Raw genomic sequence first — 25,270 nt, forward strand, 5'->3', positions numbered from 1 at the left:
AGGGAATAACAATGACAACCCTCAAACGCATCAACACCCAGGTCCTGGTCGTCGGTGCCGGTCCTACCGGGCTGACCCTGGCCAACCTGCTCGGCCAAGCCAACGTGGACACCCTGATCATCGATCGCAAGCCGGGCACCGTGACCGAACCGCGGGCGGTTTCAATCGATGACGAATCCTTGCGCACCATGCAGGCCATCGGTCTGGACCAGGCTGTGCTCAAGGACGTGGTTCCCGGCTACGGCGTGCACTACTTCACCCGGCCCGGCGGTCGCTGCTTCGGCAAGGTCGAGCCGACCGGCAAGCTGTACGGGTTCCCCAAGCGCAACGCGTTTCGCCAACCGCTGTTTGAAAACACCCTCAGGATAGGCCTCGAACGTTTTGCCAACCTGACGGCTCGGTTCAGCCACGAGCTGGTGGAATTCAGCCAGGACCCACACGGCGTGTGCGCGCTGGTGCGTGACGCCGAAGGGCAACTGTTGGAAGTCCACGCGGCTTACCTGGTGGCCTGCGACGGCGGTCGTAGCCCGGTGCGCAAGCAACTCGGGATCGAGATGGTCGGTTCGAGCTTCTCCTCGCGCTGGCTGGTGGTCGATACCGACCAGGACGACGACCCCTTCTGGCAGACCCGCGTGTATTGCGACGCCAGGCGTCCGGTGGTGGAAGTGCCCGGCCCTCACCGTACGCGCCGATTCGAGTTCCTGCTCAAGCCCGATGAAACGGACGAACAGGTGCTCGACGAAAACTGCCTGCAAGCATTGTTGCGCCCGTTCAAGGGGGACACGCCGGTTTCCATCGTGCGCAAGACGGTCTACACCTTCCACGCCCGGGTCGCCGAGCGGTGGCAGGTGCAGCGGGTGTTTCTTGCCGGCGACGCCGCGCACCTGACCCCGCCCTATGCCGGGCAAGGCATGAACAGCGGCGTTCGCGATGCCCACAACCTGGGCTGGAAGCTGGTCGGCGTGCTGAAGGGGAAGATGGCGCAAAGCGCACTGCTGTCCTACGAAAGCGAGCGTCGTGATCATGCGTGGGCCTTGATCAAGTTGGCTTTGAACCTCGGCGTGGTCATGGCACCGGCCACCGTCCTGCGTGCCCGTCTGATCAGTGGGGCATTCGCTTTGATCGGCCTGTTGCCGCCGTTGCGCGATTATTTCCTGCAAATGCGCTTCAAGCCCAAACCCCGCTTCACCCGGGGGCTGGTGCTGACCGAGGGGCAAGCCGGCACGTTGTCCTGCGGACAGATGTTCCCGCAACCGATGCTCACCGACGCCCACGGCCAAGAACGCCTGCTCGATGACGCCATCGGCGCCGACTTCGCCTTGATTCAATACGGCGACCCGTCCCGCCAGCGTATCGATGAACTCCAGCATGGCCTCTGGAGCCACCTCGAAGCCAGACGCATCCTGATCCTGCCCGAGTCTGTCCAGGCCATGCCGTCGATCCCCGGCTGCACGGTGCTCCAGGACCGTGAAGGCCAGCTCAAATCCCTGCTGGGCGATTCACAGCCGTTCCTGCTGCTGCGCCCGGATCGCTATATCGCCGCGATTTTCGACAAGGCTACCGAAACCCGGGCCGCCGAATCTCTGCAATCGCTGTTCGGCATCGCCGTGGCCCACAGCAGCGCAATCGAGCCGAGCATCGCGCCCGTCTTTCATTGAACCTTCAAGCACAGAGGTGGTTATGCAAACACTCCAGACTTCCACACCTGCACGCCTGTGCTACCTGCACCTGGCGAGCAAGGACGCGCAACGGCAAATCGATTTCTATCGGCGGATGCTGGATATGGACAGCCAGGCGCAAGCCGATGGCAGCTGGATGCTCAGCGGCCCGCAACGCGCCATGCTCGTGTCCCCCGCCGACCACAGCGGCCTGCTCGCGGCGGCGTTCGACCTGGGCAGTCAGCCTCGACTGCAGGCGCTGCGGGTTCGCCTGCTGGGCAACGGTTGCGTCATCGAAGAGGTCGACTCGCCGCTGCTCGAAGCGGGGGCTTTGCTGATTCGTGATCCCCAGGGCCGGCAAACGATATTTGGCGTCGCTCACCCCGCTCTCCAGGCCTCTGGCCTAGGCATGCCCGGGCGCTTGCAGCACGTGGTGTTCCAGACCACGGAGCTGGAAGCGATGATCGATTTCTACGTCAACACGGTGGGCTTCACTGTTTCGGACAATGTCGTGGATGAGCAGACCGGCCAACTCATGACGTGCTTCCTGCGCTCGGACGACGAACACCACACCTTGGCGTTTTTCCGCGGTTCGAAAAACGAGTGGGACCACCACTGTTACGAAACCAACGAATGGAATGACATCCGCGACTGGGGTGATCGCTTCGCCAAGGAACGCATCCCCATTTTCTTCGGGCCCGGCCGACATGGGCCGGGCAACAACCTGTTCTTCATGGTGGTCGATGCCGATCGCAACCGCCTGGAGTTCTCGGCGGAGCTGGAAGTCACTGATGCCAGCCGCCAGCCCGGTGTCTGGGCACAGGAGGAATACACACTCAATTCCTGGGGCCGCGCCTGGATCAGGAGCTGAGCAGTTTCCCCCCTCGGCGTTTGCACCCTTAATTTCTGAACGAGGCGACCACCTGCCTCTAAAGGTAAAAGACCATGACGACTCAATCGCTCGCGCCCTACGCCATCAATGGCGACCAATACATCAACGGCACCTGGCGTGCAGGGCGCTCCGCACGCCGCCTGGACGACCGCAACCCCTTCAACGGCGAACAGCTACTGGAGATGCCCCTGGCCTCGATTGCCGATCTCGACGACGCCTATCAGGCCGCGCACCAGGCTCAGGCAGCCTGGGCACAGCTGCACCCCACCCAGCGCGGTGCACAACTTGAAAAGCTCGCCCAGGTCATCCAGAACCGCCGTGAAGAAATCATCGACTGGCTGATCCACGAGTCCGGCAGCACCCGGATCAAGGCGAGCATGGAATGGCAATTCACGCTGAACCTGGTGCGCGAATGCACGACGATGCCGATGCAGGTCGAAGGTCGGATCCTGACCAGCTACAAGCCCGGCGAACAGAGTTTTGTCTTCCGTGAACCCTTGGGTGTGGTGGGCGTGATCAGCCCATGGAATTTCCCGCTGTACCTGAGCATGCGCTCGGTGGTGCCGGCACTGGCCCTGGGCAACACGATCGTGCTCAAGCCCGCCAGCGACACCGCGGTGACCGGCGGTCTGCTGATTGCCCACCTGTTCGAAGAAGCCGGCTTCCCCGAGGGTTCGCTCAACGTCGTGGTCGGCGCCGGCTCGGAAATCGGCGATGCCTTTGTCGAGCACCCGGTGCCGAGCCTGATTTCCTTCACCGGTTCGACGGATGTGGGGCGCAATGTCGGCCGTATTGCCACCGGGGGCAAACACATCAAGCGCGTGGCCCTGGAACTGGGCGGCAACGCGCCGCTGGTGGTGCTGGATGACGCCGACATTGAAGTTGCGGCGCACGCCGCAGTGGTCGGGCGTTTCCTGCACCAGGGGCAGATCTGCATGAGCGTCAACCGGGTAATCGTCGACCGCTCGCTGTATGCCGATTTCGCGGCGCTGGTGGTGGAGCGCGTGCGCAACCTCAAGACGGGTGACCCGACCAAGGCAGACACGGTGATCGGGCCAGTGGTCAATCAGAGCCAGCTCGATGGCCTGCTGCGTAAGCTCGATGGCGCCCGGAATGCCGGCCTCAAGCAGCTTTGCGGCGGCCCGGCCTCCGGGCTGGTGCTGCCGGCCCATGTGTTCGGTGAAGTGGAAGCCGATCAGGAGCTGGCCCGCGATGAAACGTTCGGCCCCCTGCTGCCGCTGCTGGTCGCAGAAAACGAAACCCATGCATTGGCGTTGGCGAACGCCAGCGAGTATGGCCTGTCCAGCGCCGTGTTCACCCGGGACATGGCCCGCGGCTTGAACTTCGCCCGCGGCATTGTGGCGGGCATGACCCATATCAACGACATCACCGTCGATGACCAACCCAATGCCCCGTTCGGCGGTGAGAAGAATTCCGGCCTCGGTCGCTTCAACGGTCACTATGCCCTGGATGAGTTTACCCGTGCCCATTGGGTGACCTGGCAGCCCGGAGGCCATCACTACCCGTTCTGAGCCTGTGGCAAACCTGATCAGACCCGGATCGGGCAAGTCGACCCCTTTGCCCGATCCACAGGAAAACAATAATAAATAGAGGCGAAAAATGAACCATTTAGCCTGCGTGTCCACCGAGCAAGTTGTTCGCTCCGATCGCCTGATGAAGTGGAAAGAGTTCATGAGCGATCACCTGGGGCGCACGCCGGACTATATAAAACGGCTGGAATCGACGTTCATCGACCCGCTGCATGACACTAACTTCCAGGGACGGCTGGAGTACGGTGACTTGGGCCAACTGCGTTTCTGTCGGATGACCGCCAGCGCCCATCGATATTCGCGCCACCTGAGCAAAGCGGTCGACGCCCTCGACACACCGCGCATGTTGATCATGCAGGTGGCGGGTGTCAGTCATTTCGAGCAGGGCCAGCAAAGCAGCGTGCTGGCCCCTGACGAAATGCTCCTGGTCGACTGCGGCAAACCTTTCAACGTGACCAGCACGCAGGGTTGCGAACATTTCATCCTCCTGTTCCAAGGGGCACCCGGGCAGCCGGGGCAAACAGGCGACATGCACCTCAACGGTCGCAATGGACTGGGGCGGATGCTCATGCACCTGATCAGCGATGCCTACAACCAATACCCCTTGCTGAACAACCATTCGGCCGGGCTGATCGGCGACAGCATCACCGGGCTGCTGGATAACGCGCTGAAGAACAAACAGGAAGAAAAGCAACTCGAACACGACTTCCGCTTCTTCAAGCAGAACCGCCTCAAGGCGTACATCGAACGCCACTTGGCCGACCGCGACCTGACCATCGAACGCATCGCCAACGCCGAACAATGCTCGGTACGCAGCCTGCACCGCGCCTTCCAGGATGAACTGGGGTGCAGTGTCAGCGAATACATCTGGCAGCGGCGCCTATCCCGTTGTGCCGAAGACCTGCGCAACCGGGAACATGCCCACCGCTCGCTCACCGAGATCGCCTACGCCTGGGGTTATGGCAGCAGTTCCCACTTCAGCCGACATTTCAAATCGACGTTCGGCATGTCACCCAGGCTGTTCCGCGACACCGCGAGCGACAGCCGAGAGAAATCGACAGCGGCTTGAGCCTGTTTCCAATTCCTATGGTTCACCATTGCCCTGTGGGAGCTGGATTCGGTGCTCACCACAAATCTTCTGTGGGAGCTGAGCTTGCTCCCACGGGGCGCTCCGGGGAGGCACGGGTCCGATGCTCACCACAGATCCCTGTGGGAGCAAAGCTTGCTCGCGATGGCGGTGGGTCAGTCTGACGTGATGTTGGATGTGCTGACGCTATCGCGAGCAAGCTTTGCTCCCACAGGCGCGTTCCCGGGGGGACATGGGGTCCGAAGCTCACCACAATCTCCTGTGAGAGCTGAGCTTGCTCCCACAGGGGCGCTCCGAGGAGGCATGGGTCCGATGCTCACCACCGATCCCTGTGGGAGCAAAGCTTGCTCGCGATGGCGGTGGGTCAGTCTGACGTGATGTTGGATGTGCTGACGCTATCGCGAGCAAGCTTTGCTCCCACAGGCGCGTTCCCGGGGGGGCATGGGGTCCGGTGCTCACCACAAATCTTCTGTGGGAGCTGAGCTTGCTCCCACAGGGCGCTCCGGGGAGGCGCGGGGCCGATGCTCACCACCGATCCCTGTGGGAGCAAAGCTTGCTCGCGATGGCGGTGGGTCAGTCTGCCGTGATGTTGGATGTGCTGACGCTATCGCGAGCAAGCTTTGCTCCCACAGGCGCGTTCCCGGGGGGGCATGGGGTCCGAAGCTCACCACAATCTCCTGTGAGAGCTGAGCTTGCTCCCACGGGGCGCTCCGGGGAGGCGCGGGGCCGATGCTCACCACCGATCCCTGTGGGAGCAAAGCTTGCTCGCGATGGCGGTGGGTCAGTCTGCCGTGATGTTGGATGTGCTGACGCTATCGCGAGCAAGCTTTGCTCCCACAGGCGCGTTCCCGGGGGGGCATGGGGTCCGGTGCTCACCACAAATCTTCTGTGGGAGCTGAGCTTGCTCCCACGGGGCGCTCCGGGGAGGCATGGGTCCGATGCTCACCACAGATCCCTGTGGGAGCAAAGCTTGCTCGCGATGGCGGTGGGTCAGTCTGCCGTGATGTTGGATGTGCTGACGCTATCGCGAGCAAGCTTTGCTCCCACAGGCGCGTTCCCGGGGGGGGCATGGGGTCCGGTGCTCACCACAAATCTTCTGTGGGAGCTGAGCTTGCTCCCCCGGGGCGCTCCGGGGAGGCATGGGTCCGATGCTCACCACCGATCCCAGTGGGAGCAAAGCTTGCTCGCGATGGCGGTGGGTCAGTCTGCCGTGATGTTGGATGTGCTGACGCTATAGCGAGCAAGCTTTGCTCCCACAGGCGCGTTCCCGGGGGGACATGGGGTCCGGTGCTCACCACAAATCTTCTGTGGGAGCTGAGCTTGCTCCCACGAGGCGCTCCGAGGAGGCATGGGTCCGATGCTCACCACAGATCCCCTGTGGGAGCAAAGCTTGCTCGCGATGGCGGTGGGTCAGTCTGCCGTGATGTTGGATGTGCTGACGCTATCGCGAGCAAGCTTTGCTCCCACAGGCGCGTTCCCGGGGGGGCATGGGGTCCGAAGCTCACCACAATCTCCTGTGAGAGCTGAGCTTGCTCCCACGAGGCGCTCCGAGGAGGCATGGGTCCGATGCTCACCACAGATCCCCTGTGGGAGCAAAGCTTGCTCGCGATGGCGGTGGGTCAGTCTGACGTGATGTTGGATGTGCTGACGCTATCGCGAGCAAGCTTTGCTCCCACAGGCGCGGGTTCCTTAGTTCCAGCCGCCGCCCATCACCTTGTACAACGTCACGCGGTTGCTCTGTTCAGTCAGGCGCAGGGTGATCAGGTCCTGTTGCGCGCTGTACAGGGAGCGCTGGGCGTCCAGGGCTTCGAGATAGCTTTGCGAACCGCCACGGTATAACGCGTCGGAGAGTTCGAAGCTCTTGCGGCTGGCGTCGGTCAACGCCTGCTGGGCCTCGATGCGGCGATCCAGCGTGCTGCGCTCCGCCAGGGCATCGGCCACTTCCTTGAAGGCGCTCTGCAATGTTTGCTGGTAGGTCTGCACCTGGATCTCGCGCTCGGTCTTGGCCGAGTCCAGGGTCGCGCGGTTACTGCCGGCATCGAAGATCGGCAGGCTGATGCTCGGGGCAAACGTCCAGGCGCCACTGCCGGACTTGAACAGGCCAGACAAGGCCGAGCTTGAGGAACCGGCGTTGGCCGTCAGGCTGATGCTGGGAAAGAACGCCGCACGGGCGGCGCCGATGTCGATATTGGCCGACTTGAGCGTATGCTCCGCGGCCAGCACATCAGGGCGTCGTTGCAACAGGCTGGAAGGCAGGTCTGCCGGCACCTGCACCAGCGCCGCGGCCGACTCCAGGTACGCGCCCGGCAACAACTCTTCGGGAATGTCGCTGCCCACCAGCAGGCGCAATGCGTTGCGATCCTGCAGGATCTGGCTTTCATACGCCGCCGCGTCGACCCGCGCCGACTCCACGGTGGTTTGCGCCTGGGCCACGGACAGGCCGGACGAGCCGCCCAAGGCGTGGCTGCGCTGGGTCAGTTCGTAGGTCGCCTGCTGGCTGCGCAAGGTCTCCTGGGCCAGGTGCAGGCGCTCGTTGTCGGCCGCCAGGGTCAACCAGGCCGTCGCCACTTCGGCCACCAGGCTGATCTGCGTGCTGCGCCGGGTTTCGGTCAGGGCCAGATAATCTTCCAGCGCTTCGTCCTGAAGGTTCTGCACCCGTCCAAACAGGTCCACTTCATAACTGCTCAGCCCCAGTTGCGCACTGTAGTCATGGGTGGTCGCCGCCGAGCCCGTGTTGGACAACGAGCCGGGCGTACGACTGTGGGTGCCACTGACACTGGCATCGATCGACGGCAAGGACTCAGCCCGCTGGATGCGGTATTGCGCCTGGGCCTTTTCAACGTTCAGGACCGCCAGGCGCAGGTCGCGGTTGTTGCTCAGCGCCAAGGACTGCAAGCGCGCCAGGCGGCTGTCGGTGAAGAAATTTTGCCACTCGATATCGGCCCTCACCTCGCCCTTGGGCGTGCTGGCGACCGGCAGCCATTGCTCGGAGACCGGCGCCTCAGGGCGTTCATACTGCGGCGCCAGATTCATGCAGCCACCGAGCAGCGTGAGGATGGCCAGCAATGGCCAGCGGAACTTGATCATGCGTCACCTGACTGGGCGGATGGAACAGAGGTCGAAGCCGTGGAAACGCGGGCGAAACGCCGGCGAATCTGCACGAAAAACAACGGGACGAAGAAGATCCCAAGCACCGTGGCGGACAACATGCCGCCCAGCACACCGGTACCGATGGCCTGGCGTCCGGCGGAACCGGCGCCGCTACTCAGGGCCAGGGGCAAGACGCCGAACATGAAGGCCAGGGACGTCATGAGAATCGGCCGCAGGCGTTGGCGCACGGCGATCAGCGTCGCCTCGCGCAAGCTGTTGCCCTGTTCTTGCAGGTGCTTGGCAAACTCGACGATCAGAATCGCGTTCTTGGCCGCCAACCCCACGGTGGTCAACAACCCGACCTGAAAGTACACGTCGTTGCTCAAGCCACTGACACGCGTGGCCAGCACCGCGCCCACTACCCCCAGCGGCACCACCAGCATCACCGAGAAAGGTACCGACCAACTCTCATAGAGCGCAGCGAGGCAGAGGAACACGAACAGCACCGAAATCCCGTACAGCAATGGCGCCTGCGAACCGGAAAGGCGCAACTGATAGGACTGCCCGGTCCACTCGTAGCCGATGCCCTCCGGCAATTGCTTGATCAACGCTTCCACCGCGTCCATGGCGTCCCCGGAACTGACGCCGGGCGCCGGATCGCCAACCACCTCCAGCGAGGCGTTGCCGTTGTAGCGTTCCAGCAACGGCGAGCCGTAGCTCCAGGAACTGCTGGCGAACGAGGAAAACGGCACCATTTCATCGTTGCTGTTGCGCACAAACCAGTGCTCCAGGTCAGCGGCCTGCATCCGCGCCGCGGCCTCGCCCTGGACATAGACCTTCTTCACCCGCCCCTGGTTGAGGAAGTCATTGACGTACGTGCCGCCCAACGCCGTGGACAGCGTGGTGTTGATGTCGCTGGTGCTCAGGCCCAAGGCCCCGGCCTTGCGATCATCGATGCTGACCTTGAGCTGCGGAGCGTCGTCCAGGCCATTGCTGCGTACGCCGAGCAAGCGAGGGTCCTGGTTGGCCAGCTCGATGAGTTTTTCCCGCGCCGCCACCAGCGTGTCATGCCCCAAGCCGGCGAGGTCCTTGAGTTGTACATCGAAGCCAGACGTCTGCCCCAAACCGCGTACGGCCGGCGGTTGCATGACGAACACATTGGCATCGCCGATGCTCGACAGTGCCATGGTCGCGCGCTGGGCGAAGGACGCCGCATCCTGCCCCGCTCCCGTACGCTCGCTCCAATCCTTGAGGCGGATAAATGCACGGGCGCTGTTCTGGCTGTTGCCGTTCATGCCCAGGCCGGAAATGCTGATCAGTGCTTCGACTTCCGGCTGTTCCAGCAGGTAGCTTTCGAATTGCTTGACCACCGCTTGCGTGCGGCTGTCCGTGGCCCCGACCGGCAACTGCACCTGGGCCATGAGAATGCCTTGGTCCTCGTCAGGCAGGAACGAAGTCGGCAGGCTGAAATAACCGGCGGCCATCACCAGCAGCACCAACCCATACACCAGCCAACCGACACGCCCGCGCTGCAAAATGCCCCCCACCTGGCGTTTATAGGCCTCGGCAGTGCGCTCGAACGTGCGGTTGAACCAGCCGAAGAATCCGCGTTGAGCGCCATGGCCCTGACCATCGGAGGGCTTGAGCAGGGTCGCGCACAATGCCGGCGTCAGCGTCATGGCGACGAGCACCGAGAGCACCATGGCCGAGACGATGGTGACCGAAAACTGCCGGTAGATAACGCCTGTAGAACCGCCAAAAAACGCCATGGGAATGAACACCGCACTGAGCACCAGGGCGATGCCGACCAAGGCGCTGGTAATTTCATCCATCGACCGGCGCGTGGCGTCCAGGGCCGACAGCCCCTGCTCGTCCATCACCCGCTCGACGTTCTCCACCACCACGATCGCGTCGTCCACCAACAGGCCGATGGCCAGGACCATGGCGAACATGGTCAGGGTGTTGATCGAATAACCGAACAGCGCCAGCACGCCGAATGTCCCCAGCAGCACCACCGGCACCGTGATCGCGGGGATCAACGTGGCCCGCAGGTTCTGCAGGAAGAGGAACATGATCAGCACGACCAGGACAATCGCCTCGCCCAAGGACTTGACCACCTCTTCGATGGACAGGCTGACAAAGGGTGTGGTGTCGTAGGCGATCACGTTCTTGAGTTGCATCTCGGTCGGATAGAACGGCTCCAGCTCCTTGAGCTTGGCCTTCACCGCTTCTCCCACGTTCAGGGCGTTGGCCCCGGCGGCGAGCTGGACGCCCATGGCGGCAGCGGGTTTGCCGTTGAGGGCGGAGGTTACGTCGTAGCTTTCGCTGCCCAATTCAACCCGCGCCACATCCCCAAGCAGCACCACCGCACCGTCGCTGGTGGACTTGACCACCACATTGCGAAACTCCTCGACGGTTTGCAGCTTGCTGCGGGCGCTGATGGTGGCGTTCAACTGCTGCCCCTTCACCGCCGGCATGGCGCCGAGCTGGCCGGCAGAAACTTCGGTGTTCTGCGCCTCCAGGGCAGTGCTGACATCCGAAGGCATCAGCGCGTATTTTTCCAGCAAGGCCGGGTCCAGCCAGATGCGCATGGCATAGCCGGAGCCCAATGTCTGCACGTCGCCGACACCGTCGATGCGGCTGATGGAATCGAGCAGCGTGCTGGAAATGTAGTCGCCGATCTGCGTGCCGGTGACGCTCGGATTGTCGGACGCCAGGGCGGCAATCATCAGGAAGTCCGAACCGCCCTTGGTCACGGTCAGGCCCTCGCTTTGCACCGACTGCGGCAACCTCGACTCGGCCTGTTGCAGCTTGTTCTGCACTTGCATCTGGGCCACGTCCGGGTTGGTGCCGGCGGTGAAGGTCAGGCTGATGCTGGCGCTGCCATCAGAGCTGCTGGAGGCCGACATGTAGGTCAGGTTATCCAGGCCCTTCATTTGCTGTTCGATGACCTGGGTCACCGAGTCTTCCACGGTCTTGGCCGAGGCGCCGGTGTAGGTCGCGGAAATGCGCACCGTCGGCGGCGCGATGTCCGGATATTGCTCCAAGGGCAACTGGCTGATGGACAAGGCGCCAGCAAGCATGATGACGATGGCGATGACCCAGGCAAAAATCGGTCGGTCGATAAAGAAACGCGCCATGTTCAACCCTCCTGCGCAATGGCAACAGGCGTGGCTTTCTGCGTACGGCTGCGGGTGCCGGTGTTCTGTGCCACGACGGTTTCACCGACCCGGACTTTCTGCCCGCCCTCGACAATCACCTGGTCTCCCGCGTTCAGCCCAGCCGTGACCCACCACTGGTTATCCACGGCGCGGTCGATGGTCAGCATGCGCTGCTCGACTTTGCCATTGACCACCACCAGCACCGAAGTCGCGCCGCTGGCGCTGCGGGTCACCGCCTTCTGTGGAATCAGGATGGCCTTGTCATCCCGCGCCTGCTCCAGCACCGCCCGCACGTACATGCCCGGCAGCAACAGCCGGTCCGGGTTGGCGATTTGCGCCCGCAGGGTTACCGTGCCAGTTCCCTCATTGACGCTGACCCCACTGAACTTCAAGCGACCTTCATGGGCGTAGGTGCTGCCGTCATCGAGCTTGAGGCTGATCCGCGCTTCACCTTCGCCATTGCTCTGCAGCACACCGCTGGCCAGGTCGCGCTTGAGGCGCAACAGTTCGGTGGTCGACTGGGTGACGTCGACATACATCGGGTCCAACTGCTGCACGGTGGTCAGTGCGCTGTCCTGGTTGGCGACCACCAGCGCGCCGGGCGTGACCGTCGAGGTTTCGATGCGCCCACTGACGGGGGAACTGATGCGGGTATACGCCAGGTTGATGCGTGCGGTGTCGACATCGGCCTGGGCCACTTGCACTTCCGCTTCGGCGGTCAGCAGGCTGGCCTGGGCATCCTCGTTGTCCTGCTGGCTGATGGCATCGATCTTTACCAACTGGGCGTCACGCTTGGCCGTGGCCTGGGCCGACTTCAAGGTGGCACGGGCCTTGGCGAGGTTCGCCTGGGCCTCAGCCAATGCGGCCTTGTAGGACGCCGCGTCCAATTGGTACAGCGCCTGCCCTGCCTTGACCTCGGCCCCTTCGACAAACAGCCGCTGCTGGACGATACCGCCCACCTGCGGGCGTATCTCGGCGACCATGAACGCCTGGGTGCGTCCGGCCAGTTCAGTGGTCAGCGCCTGGCTTTGCGGTTGCACGGTGATTACCGAGACCTTGGGCGGTTCGGGTGTGGGCGCGGATTCGCCGGAGCAACCGCCCAACATGAACAAAACGATCAAGCACACCAGAAAGGCGGCGGTCACCAAGGATTTGGCGAATAATTTGGTCGACATAATTGCCTCTGCAAGACGGATGGTTCAAGCCAGGCGCCATACTGCGAGGCAAATGTGCAGGAAAATTGAAGATTGTCCGCCGCCCTTGAATCTTCATCGCACCAGGGCCTAAATGGTCGGGCCATTCATCGAACTGCCCGAGCCCATGAAACTGAGCATCTCCACCAAGTTGTTTATTGCCGTCATGGCCAGCGTGCTGTTTGTCATCCTGAGCATGGGAGTGGCCAACGGCTGGAGCTTTGGCAACGGCTTTCTCGACTACCTCAACGAACAGGCACTGTTGCGCATGAAGCCGGTGCTCCCCCGCCTGGCGGGCGCCTACGAGCGCGAAGGCGACTGGGAATTCCTGCGCAACCAGCCCGATCGCTGGTTCGAACTGCTACGCCCGGAACCGGGCGAAAACACCACCCCCCCAGGGCGCCCTCCCATGCCGATGTCCGACCTGACCGGCGCGGTGTTTCGCATCGCCCTGCTCGACCAACAAAAACACCTGATCATGGGCTATTCGGCCATCGGCGACGACGCCCTGATGCGCCCGATCGAGGTCGCCGGCAAAACCGTCGGCTGGCTGGCGGTGACGCCGTTCCAGAACGTGACCGAAGCTGGCGGCGAACGCTTTCGCCTGTACCTGGTGCGCACGAGCCTGGCCGTGGGCGTGCTCTCGTTGCTGTTGGCGATGCTGATTGCCTGGTGGATCGCCCGTACCCTGCTCGACCCGGTCAAGCGAGTGGCCGCCGCCACGCACCGGCTGGCCGCCGGGGAATACAGCAACCGCGTGTCAGTGTCCTCCAACGACGAAGTCGGGCAGTTGGCCCGAGACTTCAACCAGCTGGCGTATACCCTGGAACGCAACGAAAAAATGCGCCGGGAATTCATGGCCGATGTGTCTCATGAACTGCGTACCCCGCTGTCGGTATTGCGCGGTGAACTGGAGGCCATCGAAGACGGTGTGCGCACCCTCGATCAGGCCTCGATGAAATCGTTGCAAGCAGAAGTCGGCATGCTGAGCAAACTGGTGGACGATCTGTACGAACTGTCCCTGGCCGATGTCGGCGCGCTGACCTACCGCAAGAGCGAATGCGATCTCAACGACTTGCTGGACGGTTGCGTGGCGATGTTCCAGGAACGTTGCAATGCCCGGCATTTGAGCCTGGAGCTGGAACTGCCGGCATCGTCGCTACGGCTGGAGGCCGATCCCAAGCGCTTGCAGCAACTGTTCAGCAACCTGTTGGAAAATGCCGTGCGTTATACCGACGAGGGTGGCGTGCTGCGCATTCGAGCCGCCAGCGATGGCGATACCGTGCGCGTCGAGTTCCTGGACTCCGGCCCTGGGGTCGATGCCGACCAGTTATCACGGTTGTTCGAGCGTTTTTACCGTGGTGAAACCTCACGCAATCGCGCCAGTGGCGGCGCTGGCCTGGGACTGGCCATCTGTCGAAGCATCGCCCTGGCCCATGGCGGCAGCCTCAGCGCCGATCACTCGCCGCTGGGCGGGCTTTGGCTGACCCTGCGCCTGCCACGGAACGCCTGAACATGACCCATGACAGTCCAATCCTTATCGTCGAAGACGAACCCAAACTGGCCGCATTGATGCGCGACTACCTGATCGCCGCCGGCTATGCGACCCAGTGCCTGGACAATGGCCTTCAGGTGGTGCCGGCGGTACGGGCCAGCGCGCCGCGGTTGATCCTGCTCGACCTGATGCTGCCGGGGCGCGACGGCCTGCAAGTGTGCCAGGAGCTGCGCAGCTTCAGCGCCGTGCCGATCATCATGATCACCGCCCGCGTGGAGGAAGTGGATCGCCTGCTCGGGTTGGACCTGGGGGCCGACGACTACATCTGCAAGCCCTTCAGCCCGCGTGAAGTGGTGGCCAGGGTCAAGGCGATCCTGCGGCGCAGCCCGCAACTGGTGGTCACCGCACCGGCGCGCCTGCTGATTGACGAAGACCGCTACCAGGCGTCACTTGATGGCGTCGCCCTGGACCTGACGCCCTTGGAACTGCGCTTGCTCAGCACGCTGGCCCAGTCCCCGGGGCGGGTGTTTTCCCGCGATCAATTGCTCGACCGGATCTATTCCGATCACCGGGTGGTCACTGATCGTACGGTTGACAGCCATATCCGTAATCTGCGGCGCAAGCTTGAACAGGCCTGCCCGGCGGAGAATCCTATCGAGTCGTTGTATGGGGTGGGTTATCGGTTTCAGCTTGCTGACGTTTGAAGCGGTGCGTCTTGGGGTGCGTCTTGGTGAACGGGAGGATGGGTACATATCCGTTTTTTGCGGTAACGGCTGCTTAGGGTTCCGCCCTCACGTCAGGGCGGAACCCTAAGCCGCCGTTACCGCAGCAACGGATATACACCCAAAACCCTGAAATCCCGCCCGTAAAAACTACGCCCCCGGATAAGTCGAGCCTATTGATCCGCCGAATAGATAATGGTTTGGGCGCTGCCCCCCGTAGCAGGCCGACGGGTGAAGTAGGTGTCGCCTTCGTCCGTCTGGATCTCGTAGTCGGCCTTGCTGGCAACCCGCCCCGATGCATCGCTGTGCTTGATGATTTTCAGCACCCGCTGGAACTTCACGCCTTGCGTGCCGTTCTGGGCGGGGCCGGTGAGTACATTGACCTTCTGGAACCAGCCTTCCTGCTTTTTGTTCGACACCAGGGTGCCGCTCAGCGCTTCAAAGCGTTCCAGACGGGTAAACCCCCAGAGTGTCTGTTCCTCGACCACTTTGCCCGGGGTGGCGGAGCCGGTGAAGACAAACAGGTTAAGGCTCGGATTGTCTTCGCAGAAGAAGTCATAAGGCACCAGGCCGTCGACCATTCTCTTGCCGGGAACGAAGCCCTTCTTATGAACCAGAAACATGAGCACCTCCACGCTGTAACCTCAGCAAACGCTGAGTAAGTTTGAGCGCAAAGTCTACTGAGGCGGGGCGTACAGGGCCGTCAAGCCAATGTAATATCGTGTAAAGATCATGCCCGACAGGGCAAGCTGATTTCCACGCTCAGCCCACCGGACGGCCCGTTGTACGCCAAGATGGTGCCGCCGTGTATCTCCACGGCCCTTGAGGCAATGGCCAGGCCCAGGCCGAAGCCGGCACTGGCTTCGTTCAAGCCCCGTTCGAACGGGTTGAAGATGCTCTGTAACCGCGAATGTTCAACACCTGGACCCTGATCACTGATCTGCACCGTCAGGCCGTCTGCGTCGCCATTGACCTGGGCCACGACCATCACCGTGGTGTCTGGCCGGGTATGGCGCACCGCGTTTCGAATGACGTTCTCGAAACACCGATACAACAGCTCGCCGCTGCCCCGGCTGACAAAGGCCGGGCACGCCTGCAAAGTGACCTGGCAGCCTTTCATTTGCGCTTCGAATCGAGCGTCCTCGACGATCACCGACAGCAACTCGACGATATCGATGGGTTCGCGCTCGATACTCTCCGGTCGCCCCTGCAAGCGTGCCAGGGTCAACAGCGCCTCGATCAGCGTGTCCATGCGCACCGACTCGCGGTCAATGCGTTCCACCATTTCCAGGCGAGCCGGATCCTGCTGCAGCAGTCCGATGGCCGCTTGCATACGGGTCAATGGCGAGCGCAATTCATGGGAAATGTCGTGCAACAAGTGTTGCTGGGCGTCTACCAACAGCTTCAGCTGGTTAGCCATTCGGTCGCAGTCTTCGGCCAGATCGACGATTTCATCACGTCGCGCACCCATGATCGGCTTGACCCGGGTCTCGAAGCGCCCCTGGGCCACGTCACTCATGGCGCGCCGAAGATAGGCCAGCGGCCATGCCAGGTAGAACGCCATGTAGCCGCTGAACAGTGCACTCATGACTGTGCCGATGATCAACGGCGTCCAGTGGCTCGGCCCTCTGTCGCCTTTTTTGTCCAGGGGATGGGTTGACTTGAGCGATAGCACGATGCCCTCTTTGCTGATAACCGATCGCTCGTAGGCCGGTTGCGGCACCGGCGTGCCGGCCAACAACTGACCGGCACTGTCATAGACGCCGATGGCCTGGTCATCCGGGTGTTCCCACACTGCCAGCAGTTGCCGGCCCGACTCGATGCCAAACTGGCGCAATAGCTGCTCTTCAGTGGCAAGGACCGTTTCCAGATGAGGATCACCTGGCTTGGGACTGCCCATGACCAAGAGGCCCAACCCCACCAGAAACGTCAAGCTGGTGGCGAGCCAGAACGCCAGGAACAGTTTCCAGAACAGCCGGCTGGGCTTCATCATTCGGCGATCAACAGGTAACCGAGGCCCCGCACGCTCTGGATCCAGGCCTTGGCATCGGGCCGCGGTCCCAGCTTGTGGCGAATGCTGCTGATGTGCACATCGATGCGCCGGTCATAGCGAGTCAAGGGACAACCCAGGGCATTGAGCGACAGGTTCTGTTTACTCACCACTTGCCCGGCACAGCGGGCCAGCTCCTCGAGCAAACTGAACTCGGTGCTGGTCACCCCCAGCTCGCGCCCCTGCCAGAGCGCCTGGCGCTTGCCAGGCCACAGGACCAGCGGCCCGGTCCTGATCACTTCACCGCAGGGCTGATCCGCTGGCTGCACCCGGCGCATGATCGCCCGCAAACGCGCCACCAGTTCCCCCGGTGAGCTGGGCTTGGGCACATAGTCATCGGCGCCCAGCTCCAGGCCGGTGATCTTGTCGATGTTGTCGCCACGGGCCGTCAGCAACACCACCGGCACCCGGCTCACGGCCCGAATGCGCCTGAGCACCTCGATACCCGACAACCGCGGCAGCATCACGTCCAGCACCACGATGCTGTAGCGACCGGACAGCGCTTGCACCTCGCCCTCCTCCCCGGTGTGCACGGCAGTCGCCTCAAAGCCTTCGCGCTCCAGGTATTGGCTGAGCATTCCCGTCAGTTCCTGGTCATCGTCGACTAGCAATACAGAGATCATGGGGCGCTCTTGAGTAGGTGTCGGTCCATTATCGCCCGTGCGCCGCGCACCGTCATCGCCACGGGCCAACCTTTACCTAACTTGACATTGGGTTAACCGCACCAAACGCAGCGAACTTTTATGCTTGCTCGCCACCAGCCCGCTCGCTCCCGCGGTGACTCGTCTTGCGGTGAGATATCCGCGTCCACCTACACCACCTGTCGATGTGTCCTGGATAAGATCTTGATGAATTTTTCGCGCCTGCTCTGCTCGGCTGCACTGCTGCTCAATGTCACACTTGCCCACGCCCAAGGCTTCAAGATTTCCGATATTCGTATCAATGGCCTGCAGCGCGTCTCCGCAGGCAGTGTCTTTGGTGCCTTGCCCTTGAACGTCGGCGATAACGCAGACGAGCGACGCCTGGTGGAGTCCACGCGTGCACTGTTCAGGACCGGTTTTTTCCAGGACATCCAACTGGGGCACGACGGTGATGTGCTGGTCATCACCGTCGTCGAGCGCCCCTCCATCGCCAGTATCGAGATCGAAGGCAACAAGGCGATCTCCACCGAAGACCTGATGAAGGGCCTCAAGCAATCCGGCCTGGCCGAAGGCGAGATCTTCCAGCGCGCCACCCTCGAGGGTGTGCGTAACGAACTGCAACGCCAGTACGTTGCCCAGGGCCGCTACTCGGCCACCGTCGACACCGAAGTGGTGCCGCAGCCGCGCAACCGCGTCGGCCTGAAGGTCAACATCAACGAAGGCACCGTGGCGGCCATCCAGCACATCAACGTGGTGGGCAACACGGTTTTCCCTGACGAAGACCTGATGGACCTGTTCGAGCTCAAGACCACCAACTGGCTGTCGTTCTTCAAGAACGACGACAAGTACGCCCGTGAAAAACTCTCCGGTGACCTGGAGCGCCTGCGTTCCTACTACCTGGACCGTGGCTACATCAACATGGACATCGCGTCGACCCAGGTGTCCATCACCCCGGACAAGAAGCACGTCTACATCACCGTCAACGTCAACGAAGGCGAGAAGTACACCGTTCGTGACGTCAAGCTCAGCGGTGACCTGAAAGTGCCTGAAGACCAGGTCAAGTCGCTGCTGCTGGTGCAGAAGGGCCAGGTGTTCTCGCGCAAGCTGATGACCACCACGTCCGAGCTGATCACCCGTCGCCTGGGTAACGAGGGCTACACCTTCGCCAACGTCAACGGCGTGCCACAGCCGCACGATGAAGACCATACCGTCGACATCACCTTCGCCGTCGACCCGGGCAAGCGCGCCTACGTCAACCGCATCAACTTCCGTGGCAACACCAAGTCCGAAGACGAAGTGCTGCGCCGTGAAATGCGCCAGATGGAAGGTGGCTGGGCCTCGACCTACCTGATCGACCAGTCCAAGACCCGCCTGGAGCGCCTGGGCTTCTTCAAGGAAGTCAACGTCGAGACCCCGGCCGTGCCGGGCGTCGATGACCAGGTCGATGTGAACTACAGCGTCGAAGAGCAGGCTTCCGGCTCGATCAGCGCCAGCGTCGGCTTCTCGCAAAGCGCCGGCCTGATCCTTGGCGGCTCGATCACCCAGAACAACTTTCTCGGCACCGGCAACTACGCCAGCCTGGGCCTGACCCGCTCGTCCTACCAAAGCAAGTACAACATCGGCTTTACCGACCCCTACTTCACCCCGGACGGCGTAAGCCTGGGTTATAACGCCTTCTACAACGCCACCGACTACAACGAATACTACGACGACGATAATTCGTACTATTCCATCAATAGCTATGGCGCCGGCACCTCCCTCGGCTACCCGATCAATGAAACCTCAAGGTTGAATTTCGGCGTAACGGTGCAACATGACAGCATCGAACCAGGGACCTACAGCGCCGATGAGATCTACGATTTCATCGAGCGCGAAGGCAAGGACTTCACCAACTTCAAGGCCAACCTCGGCTGGTCCGAATCGACCCTGAACAAGGGTGTGCTGGCCACCCGTGGGCATTCGCAAAGCCTGAACCTGATGGCGACGGTGCCCGGCAGCGACCTGAGCTTCTACAAGATCGACTACACCGGGCAGACGTTCCTGCCGGTCAGCGACGCCACCTCGCTGCGCTTGCACACCAAGCTCGGCTACGGCAACAGCTACGGCTCCACAGACGGCCTGCCGTTCTATGAAAACTACACCGCCGGTGGCGAAGGCTCGGTGCGCGGCTTTGAAAGCGGCACCCTCGGCCCGCGCAACACACCGGCCACCGGCACCTACGCCAGCGCCGGCCAAGCCTATTACTCCGACCGGGACACCGAGTCACTGGGCGGCAACATACTCATCACCGGCGGCGTGGAATACCTGTTCCCACTGCCCTTCATCAAAGACAACAAATCACTGCGCACCTCGGTGTTCTGGGACGTCGGCAGCGTCTACTCCGACAAGTGCTACCTGAGCACCACCCAGGGATGCGACGGGGTCGATCTCAGCCAGATGGCCAGTTCGGTGGGGGTCGGGGTGACCTGGTATAGCCCACTGGGCCCGTTAAGCGCCAACGTGGCCTTTCCGGTACGCACGCCTGAGAACGCGGATACGCAGGTGTTTCAGTTTTCCTTGGGGCAAACGTTTTAAGCGGGTGGGGTCAGTCATGAGCAGGGGTTGCTCCTCACCGCCCAGATCCGCAATAAACGCAGCTCATCAATAAATCTCAAAAAAGGAGAATAACGGCCGATACCCAGGATAAGACCCCGCAACCGGGGGCGCAGGACAGAACGGTAGGTCAGTCATGACAGAGATTTATTTGCTGATAGCGCACGGCACGGACCAGGGCGAAGCTTACGTCCTGGGCTGGTTCGATGACCGGAGCAAAGCCCGGGAAGTGGCCGAACAGAAGGAATGGGAAGCGTACCGCGCCAGCCTGAAGGAGAAACACCCATGGTCCAGCCACAAACCGCTGGCACCGGACCAGACGGACTATCGCCGCTACTGGATCAAGACCATTTCAAAATTCGAGCATGTGCCGGTGCCAAGGTCCTTTGCGGTTCATTGATCACCACGAATGAATATTCAACGAAACGAGCGTTATCGGTAGCGGTCTAGACGATTAAGCCCATCCGATGAGAGCGTTCTTATGTTGAAATTCCTTGGCGGTACCGTAGGTATCATTTTCCTGATCGGCCTGATCGTGGTCATTGCGCTGTTCAAGTTCATTTTTTAAGCGTGGTTGCGGCGATCTTTGGCCTGGCCCTGTAGGAGCTGGCGGAGCCTGCGATCTTTTGATCTTTCGCTTGGGACTCAAGTGGTAGGGAAAGATCGCAGCCTCGTTCGGTTGGCGGCGAACGCCTAGAACTGCGTTACAACCGTCACCCCTGCCGTGTCAAACCGGTCCATGTTCATGAGCGCATCGATCGATTGTTCGAGGCTGATGGTCTTGCCCACCAGTTTGTCAGGCGCAAGCTTGCCGGACGTGATCATTTCCATCATCGCGCCGTAACGGTGAGCCTGCATGCCATGGCTGCCGCATATCTCCAGCTCATAGGCAATGACCTTGCTCATGGGGATCGCCGGCGTGCTGTGGTCCGCCAGCATCAAACCGACCTGGACATGCCTGCCGCGCCGTCTCAGATTATTGATGGAGTTGAAGCAGGTGGTTGGATGGCCCAGGGCATCCAGCGAAACATGAGCGCCGCCCTTCGTAATCTCGAGTACCGCCTCGGTGACATCCGCCACCTGGCTTGCGTTGACCGTCGCGACGGCACCCAGCGACTGGGCAAGCTTGAGCTTATCGTCCGCGATATCGATGGCGATGACATTCGCCCCGATAGCGTTGGCGATCATCACCGCGGACAGTCCCACGCCACCACAACCATGAACCGCCACCCACTGGCCCGCCGAGACCTTGCCTTGATCGACCACCGCGCGGAACGAGGTGACGAAGCGACAGCCCAGGCTCGCCGCCGTGGCGAAATCCATGGTTTCAGGTAGCGCGACCAGGTTCAAATCCGCCTTGTGAATCCCCACATACTCGGCGAAAGAACCCCAATGGGTGAAGCCCGGCTGAAACTGGCTGTGGCACACCTGCTGGTTGCCGCTATTGCATTGCGGGCAAGCCCCGCAGCCACCTACAAAAGGAACGGTAATGCGATCGCCCACCTTCCATCTTGTGACCTCTTTACCGACCTCAGCCACGATCCCTGCCAATTCGTGACCGGGCACATGAGGCAGTTGAATGTCAGGATCATGACCTTTCCAGCCGTGCCAGTCGCTCCGGCATACACCCGTGCCGAGGACCTGAACAACCACACCGTGACGCTCGGGGGTCGGATCTTCGACGGTCATCAAGCGCGGGGGTTGGGAAAAGGCTTCGTAAACTACGGCTTTCATGAGAATCCCTCTACTTTGGATAAGCGCCATACAGGATCAAGCGGCTTGGGCTCAATCTACTATCAGACGGCTTGATCACGCAGCACTGATCCGCCCCTGCCTGACATTGCATCATGGCTCTCTGCCACTTATTTCAACATCCACGCTTTCAATCGAACGGTGGATTCACTACATTGGGCGTAACCCTGCTCTGTCGACACGGACTGTCATGACTACCCTATCCCCGATCAGCTCTGCTATTGCCATCCAGACTCGCTCCGCCGTTGCGTCATCGCCTGCAACGGTAATCGAGAGTGCTGATGCCTTGCCGGCTCGACCATCGGCAACTGTCAGCCTGGGCAACCCCGGGGTCGATGTCGAATCACAGACCTACACCCGACTCGGGCAACTGCCTGGCCAGGAGATTGTTCGTGTCTGGGAAAAGACAAGTCAGGATGCCGTCACTCGCGTCATGGGGACCAACCCCAGGTCGCTGTCGATCGCCAACCGCTTCCAAGGCCTGGGTGCGGCCCTGGTGGAGCAGTTCGCCAAGAGTGGTTCGAGCATTTCCCAGTCAGTGTTCCATACCACCCAGGACAAGGCTCATAACGCCGCCGAGATAAAATCCGAACAGACGCTGCTGCACAATAAAGCCGACAACCTGATCAGTCTCAGCATCAAGACCGCCAGCGGCAAGACGGTCACCTTCAGCCTGACCAGCCAGGACGATGGACTTGGCGTTCAGGCCACGGTAGACGGTGGCCCGCTGAGCGAGGACGAACTCAAGGCGATTGGCGTTCTGGGCAGTGCCTTCCAGGCCGCTGTCGATGGGTTGACCGCCGAGCCTCCCAAGCTCGACCTGGGCAAGCTGACGCAGTTCGACTCCAGCGTATTGGCCTCCATCGACCTGAACGCCAAGCTCAAGGGCATGGACGGTGAGGACCTGACCCTCGCCTACCGCGCCGACAGCCAGAGCCGGACCACGCAAATGCGTGGTCCGGATGGCGAATTGAACCTGAGCGTAGATCTGAAGAACAGCGCAATCCTGGGCGATGCCAAGCAACAGGCCAACGCACTGAACAGCTACCTTGCCCAGTTTGATCGGGTGCAGGAGCGTGGCAGTGCCAAGGCAGCCCTGATGGAGATGTTCAAGGACGCCTTCAGCGCCATGAACAGCCACTATCCACAGGGCGCTACCCCCACAGAGCCATTGACCCGTAACGCGGCGGACAAAGGTCTGCTGACCGGACTGGCAGACTTCGAGGCATCCATCACTCAGACCCACAACGCGTCCAACCCGATGCGCCTGTCTGAAGTCGATAGCTTTGCCTATAACCTGTCGCAAAAAACGCTCGTCAAAGGCTCCATCATGCGCAATCGCAGCATCGATCAAGTCCAGCAATCGAGTCTATCGGCCAGTTATCACAAGAGCCTGAAGGGTGGGAAAGCACCGGTGCTCGGCACAACTCCCGACTCGCAGAACTATCGCTACGTAGAAGTGAATGACAAGGCCAGCAGCTCGGCCAGCCTCGCCTACAAGGACGGCCGGCTGACCAGAGCCTCCGTCACGCAAAACGCCAGCCAGGACACACGGACACAACAGTACGTCATGGGCAAAATGGTTGAAGAGACAGTGGTGCCGAAGGAGGCTTCAACCAGCCGCAGTCATTTGGTATTGCTGGAATACGCCGCCAAGGAAAGCAAGAAATCCAAGGATGCGCAGGAACAATCCTTATTGAAGGAAGCGCTCGCTACCCTCCACAGTTCGGTGCTGCTGCAGGAAAACCCTTCGGCGCTGGTGCGCTGACACGCCAGATTGCCATGAGCCGCCCTCGGCGCCGGGCAATATCTGGCAAATTACGCAAAGTTTTTCTGCATGCAACTGATCTACGTCAAGCCCATTCAGCGCACAGCAAATACCTTGAAACTCGACTTTCAATGATCTTGCTCCAGGGTTTGCCATGGACCTCCTGCTCAAGTTAGCCAATGGTGGAGCTGGCAGTCTGGCTTCCTACCTGGCCGCTCACGTCCTGCTCTGCCTGTTGCCAGCGTTTTTCATTGCCGGGGCCATGGCAGCACTCATTCCTAAAGCCAGCATCACGCACTGGCTGGGTCGACATGCACCTGTCTATGTTTCCTACCCTGCGGCGGCACTGGCCGGGTCATTGATTGCCGTCTGCTCCTGCACGATTGTTCCTTTGTTCGCGGGCGTGTACCGCAAAGGCGCGGGTATCGGTCCGGCGATCACCTTTCTATTTTTTGCCCCGGCAGGAAATATCATGGCCCTCGCCTATACCGGCAACATTCTGGGAGCGGAGTTTGCAATCGCCCGTTTGATCCTGTGCCTGATCTTCGGCATCGGTATTGGCTTGATAATGGCGACTCTGTTCTGGAAAGACGACCTGGCCCACGATGCACAGGCAGATGCCTTGTTCGCAGAGAAGGCCCGCATTGGCGGGCCTGCCCTGGGCATACTGCTGTCTTTGGTAGTCCTGCTGATCGCGGGCACCTTGCAACTGTGGCCTTTGACCGCAGGCCTGATCAGCATCGAAGTCCCGCTGTCCTGGGCCCAAGCGTGGCAAGACACCCTGTTTGAATGGGTTCCCTATGACGCCAGCAAAGGAGAGGAAGGCGTGAGCTTGCAAGGGTCTGTACTCATCGTCCTGCTCCTGATGATTGCCGCCACGGCCAAGCGTGGCCTGGATAACATCACCGAAGGTGCCAATGGTTGGACATGGGTTGCACTGGGCCTGGCTGCGAGTACTTTGCTGATTGCCTCGATGCGCCTGACGCCAGAACCTGGCACCTTGGTTTTCATATTCACCGGTCGCGTGTTCGGTGTCGCATTGGCCCTGCTGTCCGTTTGGCACTTTGCCCGAAAACTGCCAGCCGAAGACTGGCAAAGCTGGCTGTGGGAAGCCTGGCGCTTCGTCAAGCAGATATTCATTGTGCTGGTGGTGGGTGTCTTCATCGTCGGCATGGTTCGCCAGGTGATTCGACCCGAATGGATTGAAAGCCTGGCAGGCAGCAATTCAGTGCCCGCCAATGCCACGGCAGTAGGGTTCGGCGTGTTCATGTACTTCCCAACGTTGGTTGAAGTACCCGTCGCACGCATGTTCCTTGATCTGGGCATGCATCCTGGCCCGCTCTTGGCCTACCTGATGGCAGATCCGGAACTCAGCTTGCAGAGCATGCTCATGGTGGCGGCGGTGATGGGTCGCAAGAAGACCGCCGCTTATGTCGGGTTGGTCGCTGCGTTCAGCATCGTGGCAGGCCTGCTCTACGGTGCCTGGGTCGATGGCACCGGCTGGCTGCCCCTGGGTGCGGGCGTGGCGGTCTTGCTGGCCATGACCGCTGCGATTTTCCAGTTGATCCGTTTTCAGCGTAAACAAACAGCAAGCTGACTTTCACACTCGGGAGCTTCCA

Annotated in this window: 17 protein-coding genes; 10 read left to right on the forward strand and 7 right to left on the reverse strand. The window is 61.3% G+C overall.

Annotated elements, in window-relative coordinates; genetic code table 11:
- Positions 1–11 precede the first annotated feature (11 nt).
- The 4 genes from GFU70_RS17810 to GFU70_RS17825 all read left to right on the forward strand — a co-directional run bounded on the left by GFU70_RS17810 (position 12) and on the right by GFU70_RS17825 (position 5,169).
- Complete coding sequence (locus GFU70_RS17810) at positions 12–1,658, forward strand: bifunctional 3-(3-hydroxy-phenyl)propionate/3-hydroxycinnamic acid hydroxylase (protein WP_153388520.1); 1,647 nt, start codon at positions 12–14, stop codon at positions 1,656–1,658.
- Between the two features lie 22 nt (positions 1,659–1,680).
- Positions 1,681–2,529, forward strand: a complete 849-nt coding sequence (locus tag GFU70_RS17815) for a VOC family protein (RefSeq protein ID WP_153388521.1) — start codon at positions 1,681–1,683, stop codon at positions 2,527–2,529.
- A gap of 74 nt (positions 2,530–2,603) precedes the next feature.
- On the forward strand, positions 2,604–4,082 hold the full coding sequence (locus GFU70_RS17820; protein WP_064106940.1) for an aldehyde dehydrogenase family protein: 1,479 nt from the start codon (positions 2,604–2,606) through the stop codon (positions 4,080–4,082).
- Between the two features lie 88 nt (positions 4,083–4,170).
- Positions 4,171–5,169, forward strand: coding sequence for a helix-turn-helix domain-containing protein (locus tag GFU70_RS17825; protein ID WP_058544524.1), 999 nt, complete (start codon positions 4,171–4,173; stop codon positions 5,167–5,169).
- Between the two features lie 1,707 nt (positions 5,170–6,876).
- Here GFU70_RS17825 and GFU70_RS17830 read toward each other — a convergent pair.
- Genes GFU70_RS17830 through GFU70_RS17840 form a run of 3 tightly spaced genes read right to left on the reverse strand, consistent with a single transcriptional unit; the run spans position 6,877 to position 12,613 of the window.
- The gene (locus GFU70_RS17830; protein WP_116641845.1) at positions 6,877–8,274 is read right to left on the reverse strand and encodes an efflux transporter outer membrane subunit; all 1,398 of its coding nucleotides are present in this window, start codon (positions 8,272–8,274) and stop codon (positions 6,877–6,879) included.
- Positions 8,271–11,417: an efflux RND transporter permease subunit gene (locus GFU70_RS17835; protein ID WP_153388522.1), complete on the reverse strand. Its 3,147-nt coding sequence runs from the start codon at positions 11,415–11,417 to the stop codon at positions 8,271–8,273. The genes GFU70_RS17830 and GFU70_RS17835 overlap by 4 nt, the downstream gene beginning before the upstream one ends.
- A 2-nt stretch (positions 11,418–11,419) precedes the next feature.
- Positions 11,420–12,613 carry an efflux RND transporter periplasmic adaptor subunit gene (locus GFU70_RS17840; RefSeq protein ID WP_153388523.1) on the reverse strand — a complete coding sequence of 398 codons (1,194 nt, stop codon included), beginning with the start codon at positions 12,611–12,613 and terminating at the stop codon, positions 11,420–11,422.
- Positions 12,614–12,725: 112 nt separating this feature from the next.
- Between GFU70_RS17840 and baeS the strand changes: the two genes are divergently transcribed.
- Positions 12,726–14,144 carry a sensor histidine kinase efflux regulator BaeS gene (gene baeS, locus GFU70_RS17845; protein WP_153388524.1) on the forward strand — a complete coding sequence of 473 codons (1,419 nt, stop codon included), beginning with the start codon at positions 12,726–12,728 and terminating at the stop codon, positions 14,142–14,144.
- Between the two features lie 2 nt (positions 14,145–14,146).
- Positions 14,147–14,830, forward strand: coding sequence for a response regulator (locus GFU70_RS17850; RefSeq protein ID WP_058542357.1), 684 nt, complete (start codon positions 14,147–14,149; stop codon positions 14,828–14,830).
- 191 nt (positions 14,831–15,021) lie between these two features.
- Here the strand turns inward: GFU70_RS17850 and GFU70_RS17855 are convergent, their stop codons facing one another.
- From GFU70_RS17855 to GFU70_RS17865, 3 genes are all read right to left on the reverse strand, one after another.
- A complete protein-coding gene (locus GFU70_RS17855) occupies positions 15,022–15,471 on the reverse strand; it encodes a hypothetical protein (protein WP_116641841.1) in 450 nt (149 codons plus the stop codon).
- A 107-nt stretch (positions 15,472–15,578) separates the two neighbouring features.
- On the reverse strand, positions 15,579–16,841 hold the full coding sequence (locus tag GFU70_RS17860) for an ATP-binding protein (protein ID WP_153388525.1): 1,263 nt from the start codon (positions 16,839–16,841) through the stop codon (positions 15,579–15,581).
- Positions 16,838–17,521, reverse strand: coding sequence for a response regulator transcription factor (locus GFU70_RS17865; protein ID WP_058542360.1), 684 nt, complete (start codon positions 17,519–17,521; stop codon positions 16,838–16,840). Before GFU70_RS17865 ends, GFU70_RS17860 begins: the two co-directional genes overlap by 4 nt.
- Positions 17,522–17,746: 225 nt before the next feature.
- Between GFU70_RS17865 and bamA the strand changes: the two genes are divergently transcribed.
- Together bamA and GFU70_RS17875 are read left to right on the forward strand one after the other, a co-directional pair.
- The gene (bamA, locus tag GFU70_RS17870; protein WP_153388526.1) at positions 17,747–20,113 is read left to right on the forward strand and encodes an outer membrane protein assembly factor BamA; all 2,367 of its coding nucleotides are present in this window, start codon (positions 17,747–17,749) and stop codon (positions 20,111–20,113) included.
- Between the two features lie 154 nt (positions 20,114–20,267).
- On the forward strand, positions 20,268–20,531 hold the full coding sequence (locus GFU70_RS17875) for a hypothetical protein (protein ID WP_003203536.1): 264 nt from the start codon (positions 20,268–20,270) through the stop codon (positions 20,529–20,531).
- A gap of 293 nt (positions 20,532–20,824) precedes the next feature.
- Here GFU70_RS17875 and GFU70_RS17880 read toward each other — a convergent pair whose 3' ends face one another.
- Entirely contained in the window at positions 20,825–21,865 is a 1,041-nt protein-coding gene (locus GFU70_RS17880) for a zinc-dependent alcohol dehydrogenase family protein (protein ID WP_153388527.1), read from the reverse strand.
- Positions 21,866–22,073: 208 nt separating this feature from the next.
- Here GFU70_RS17880 and GFU70_RS17885 point away from each other — a divergent pair, with 208 nt between their 5' ends.
- Together GFU70_RS17885 and GFU70_RS17890 are read left to right on the forward strand one after the other, a co-directional pair.
- On the forward strand, positions 22,074–23,651 hold the full coding sequence (locus GFU70_RS17885) for a lactate dehydrogenase (RefSeq protein WP_226920921.1): 1,578 nt from the start codon (positions 22,074–22,076) through the stop codon (positions 23,649–23,651).
- 154 nt (positions 23,652–23,805) lie between these two features.
- Positions 23,806–25,248 carry a permease gene (locus tag GFU70_RS17890; RefSeq protein ID WP_153388528.1) on the forward strand — a complete coding sequence of 481 codons (1,443 nt, stop codon included), beginning with the start codon at positions 23,806–23,808 and terminating at the stop codon, positions 25,246–25,248.
- The last annotated feature ends 22 nt before the right edge of the window (positions 25,249–25,270 follow it).

The sequence above is a fragment of the Pseudomonas brassicacearum genome (assembly GCF_009601685.2).
GTDB lineage: Bacteria > Pseudomonadota > Gammaproteobacteria > Pseudomonadales > Pseudomonadaceae > Aquipseudomonas > Aquipseudomonas kilonensis_B.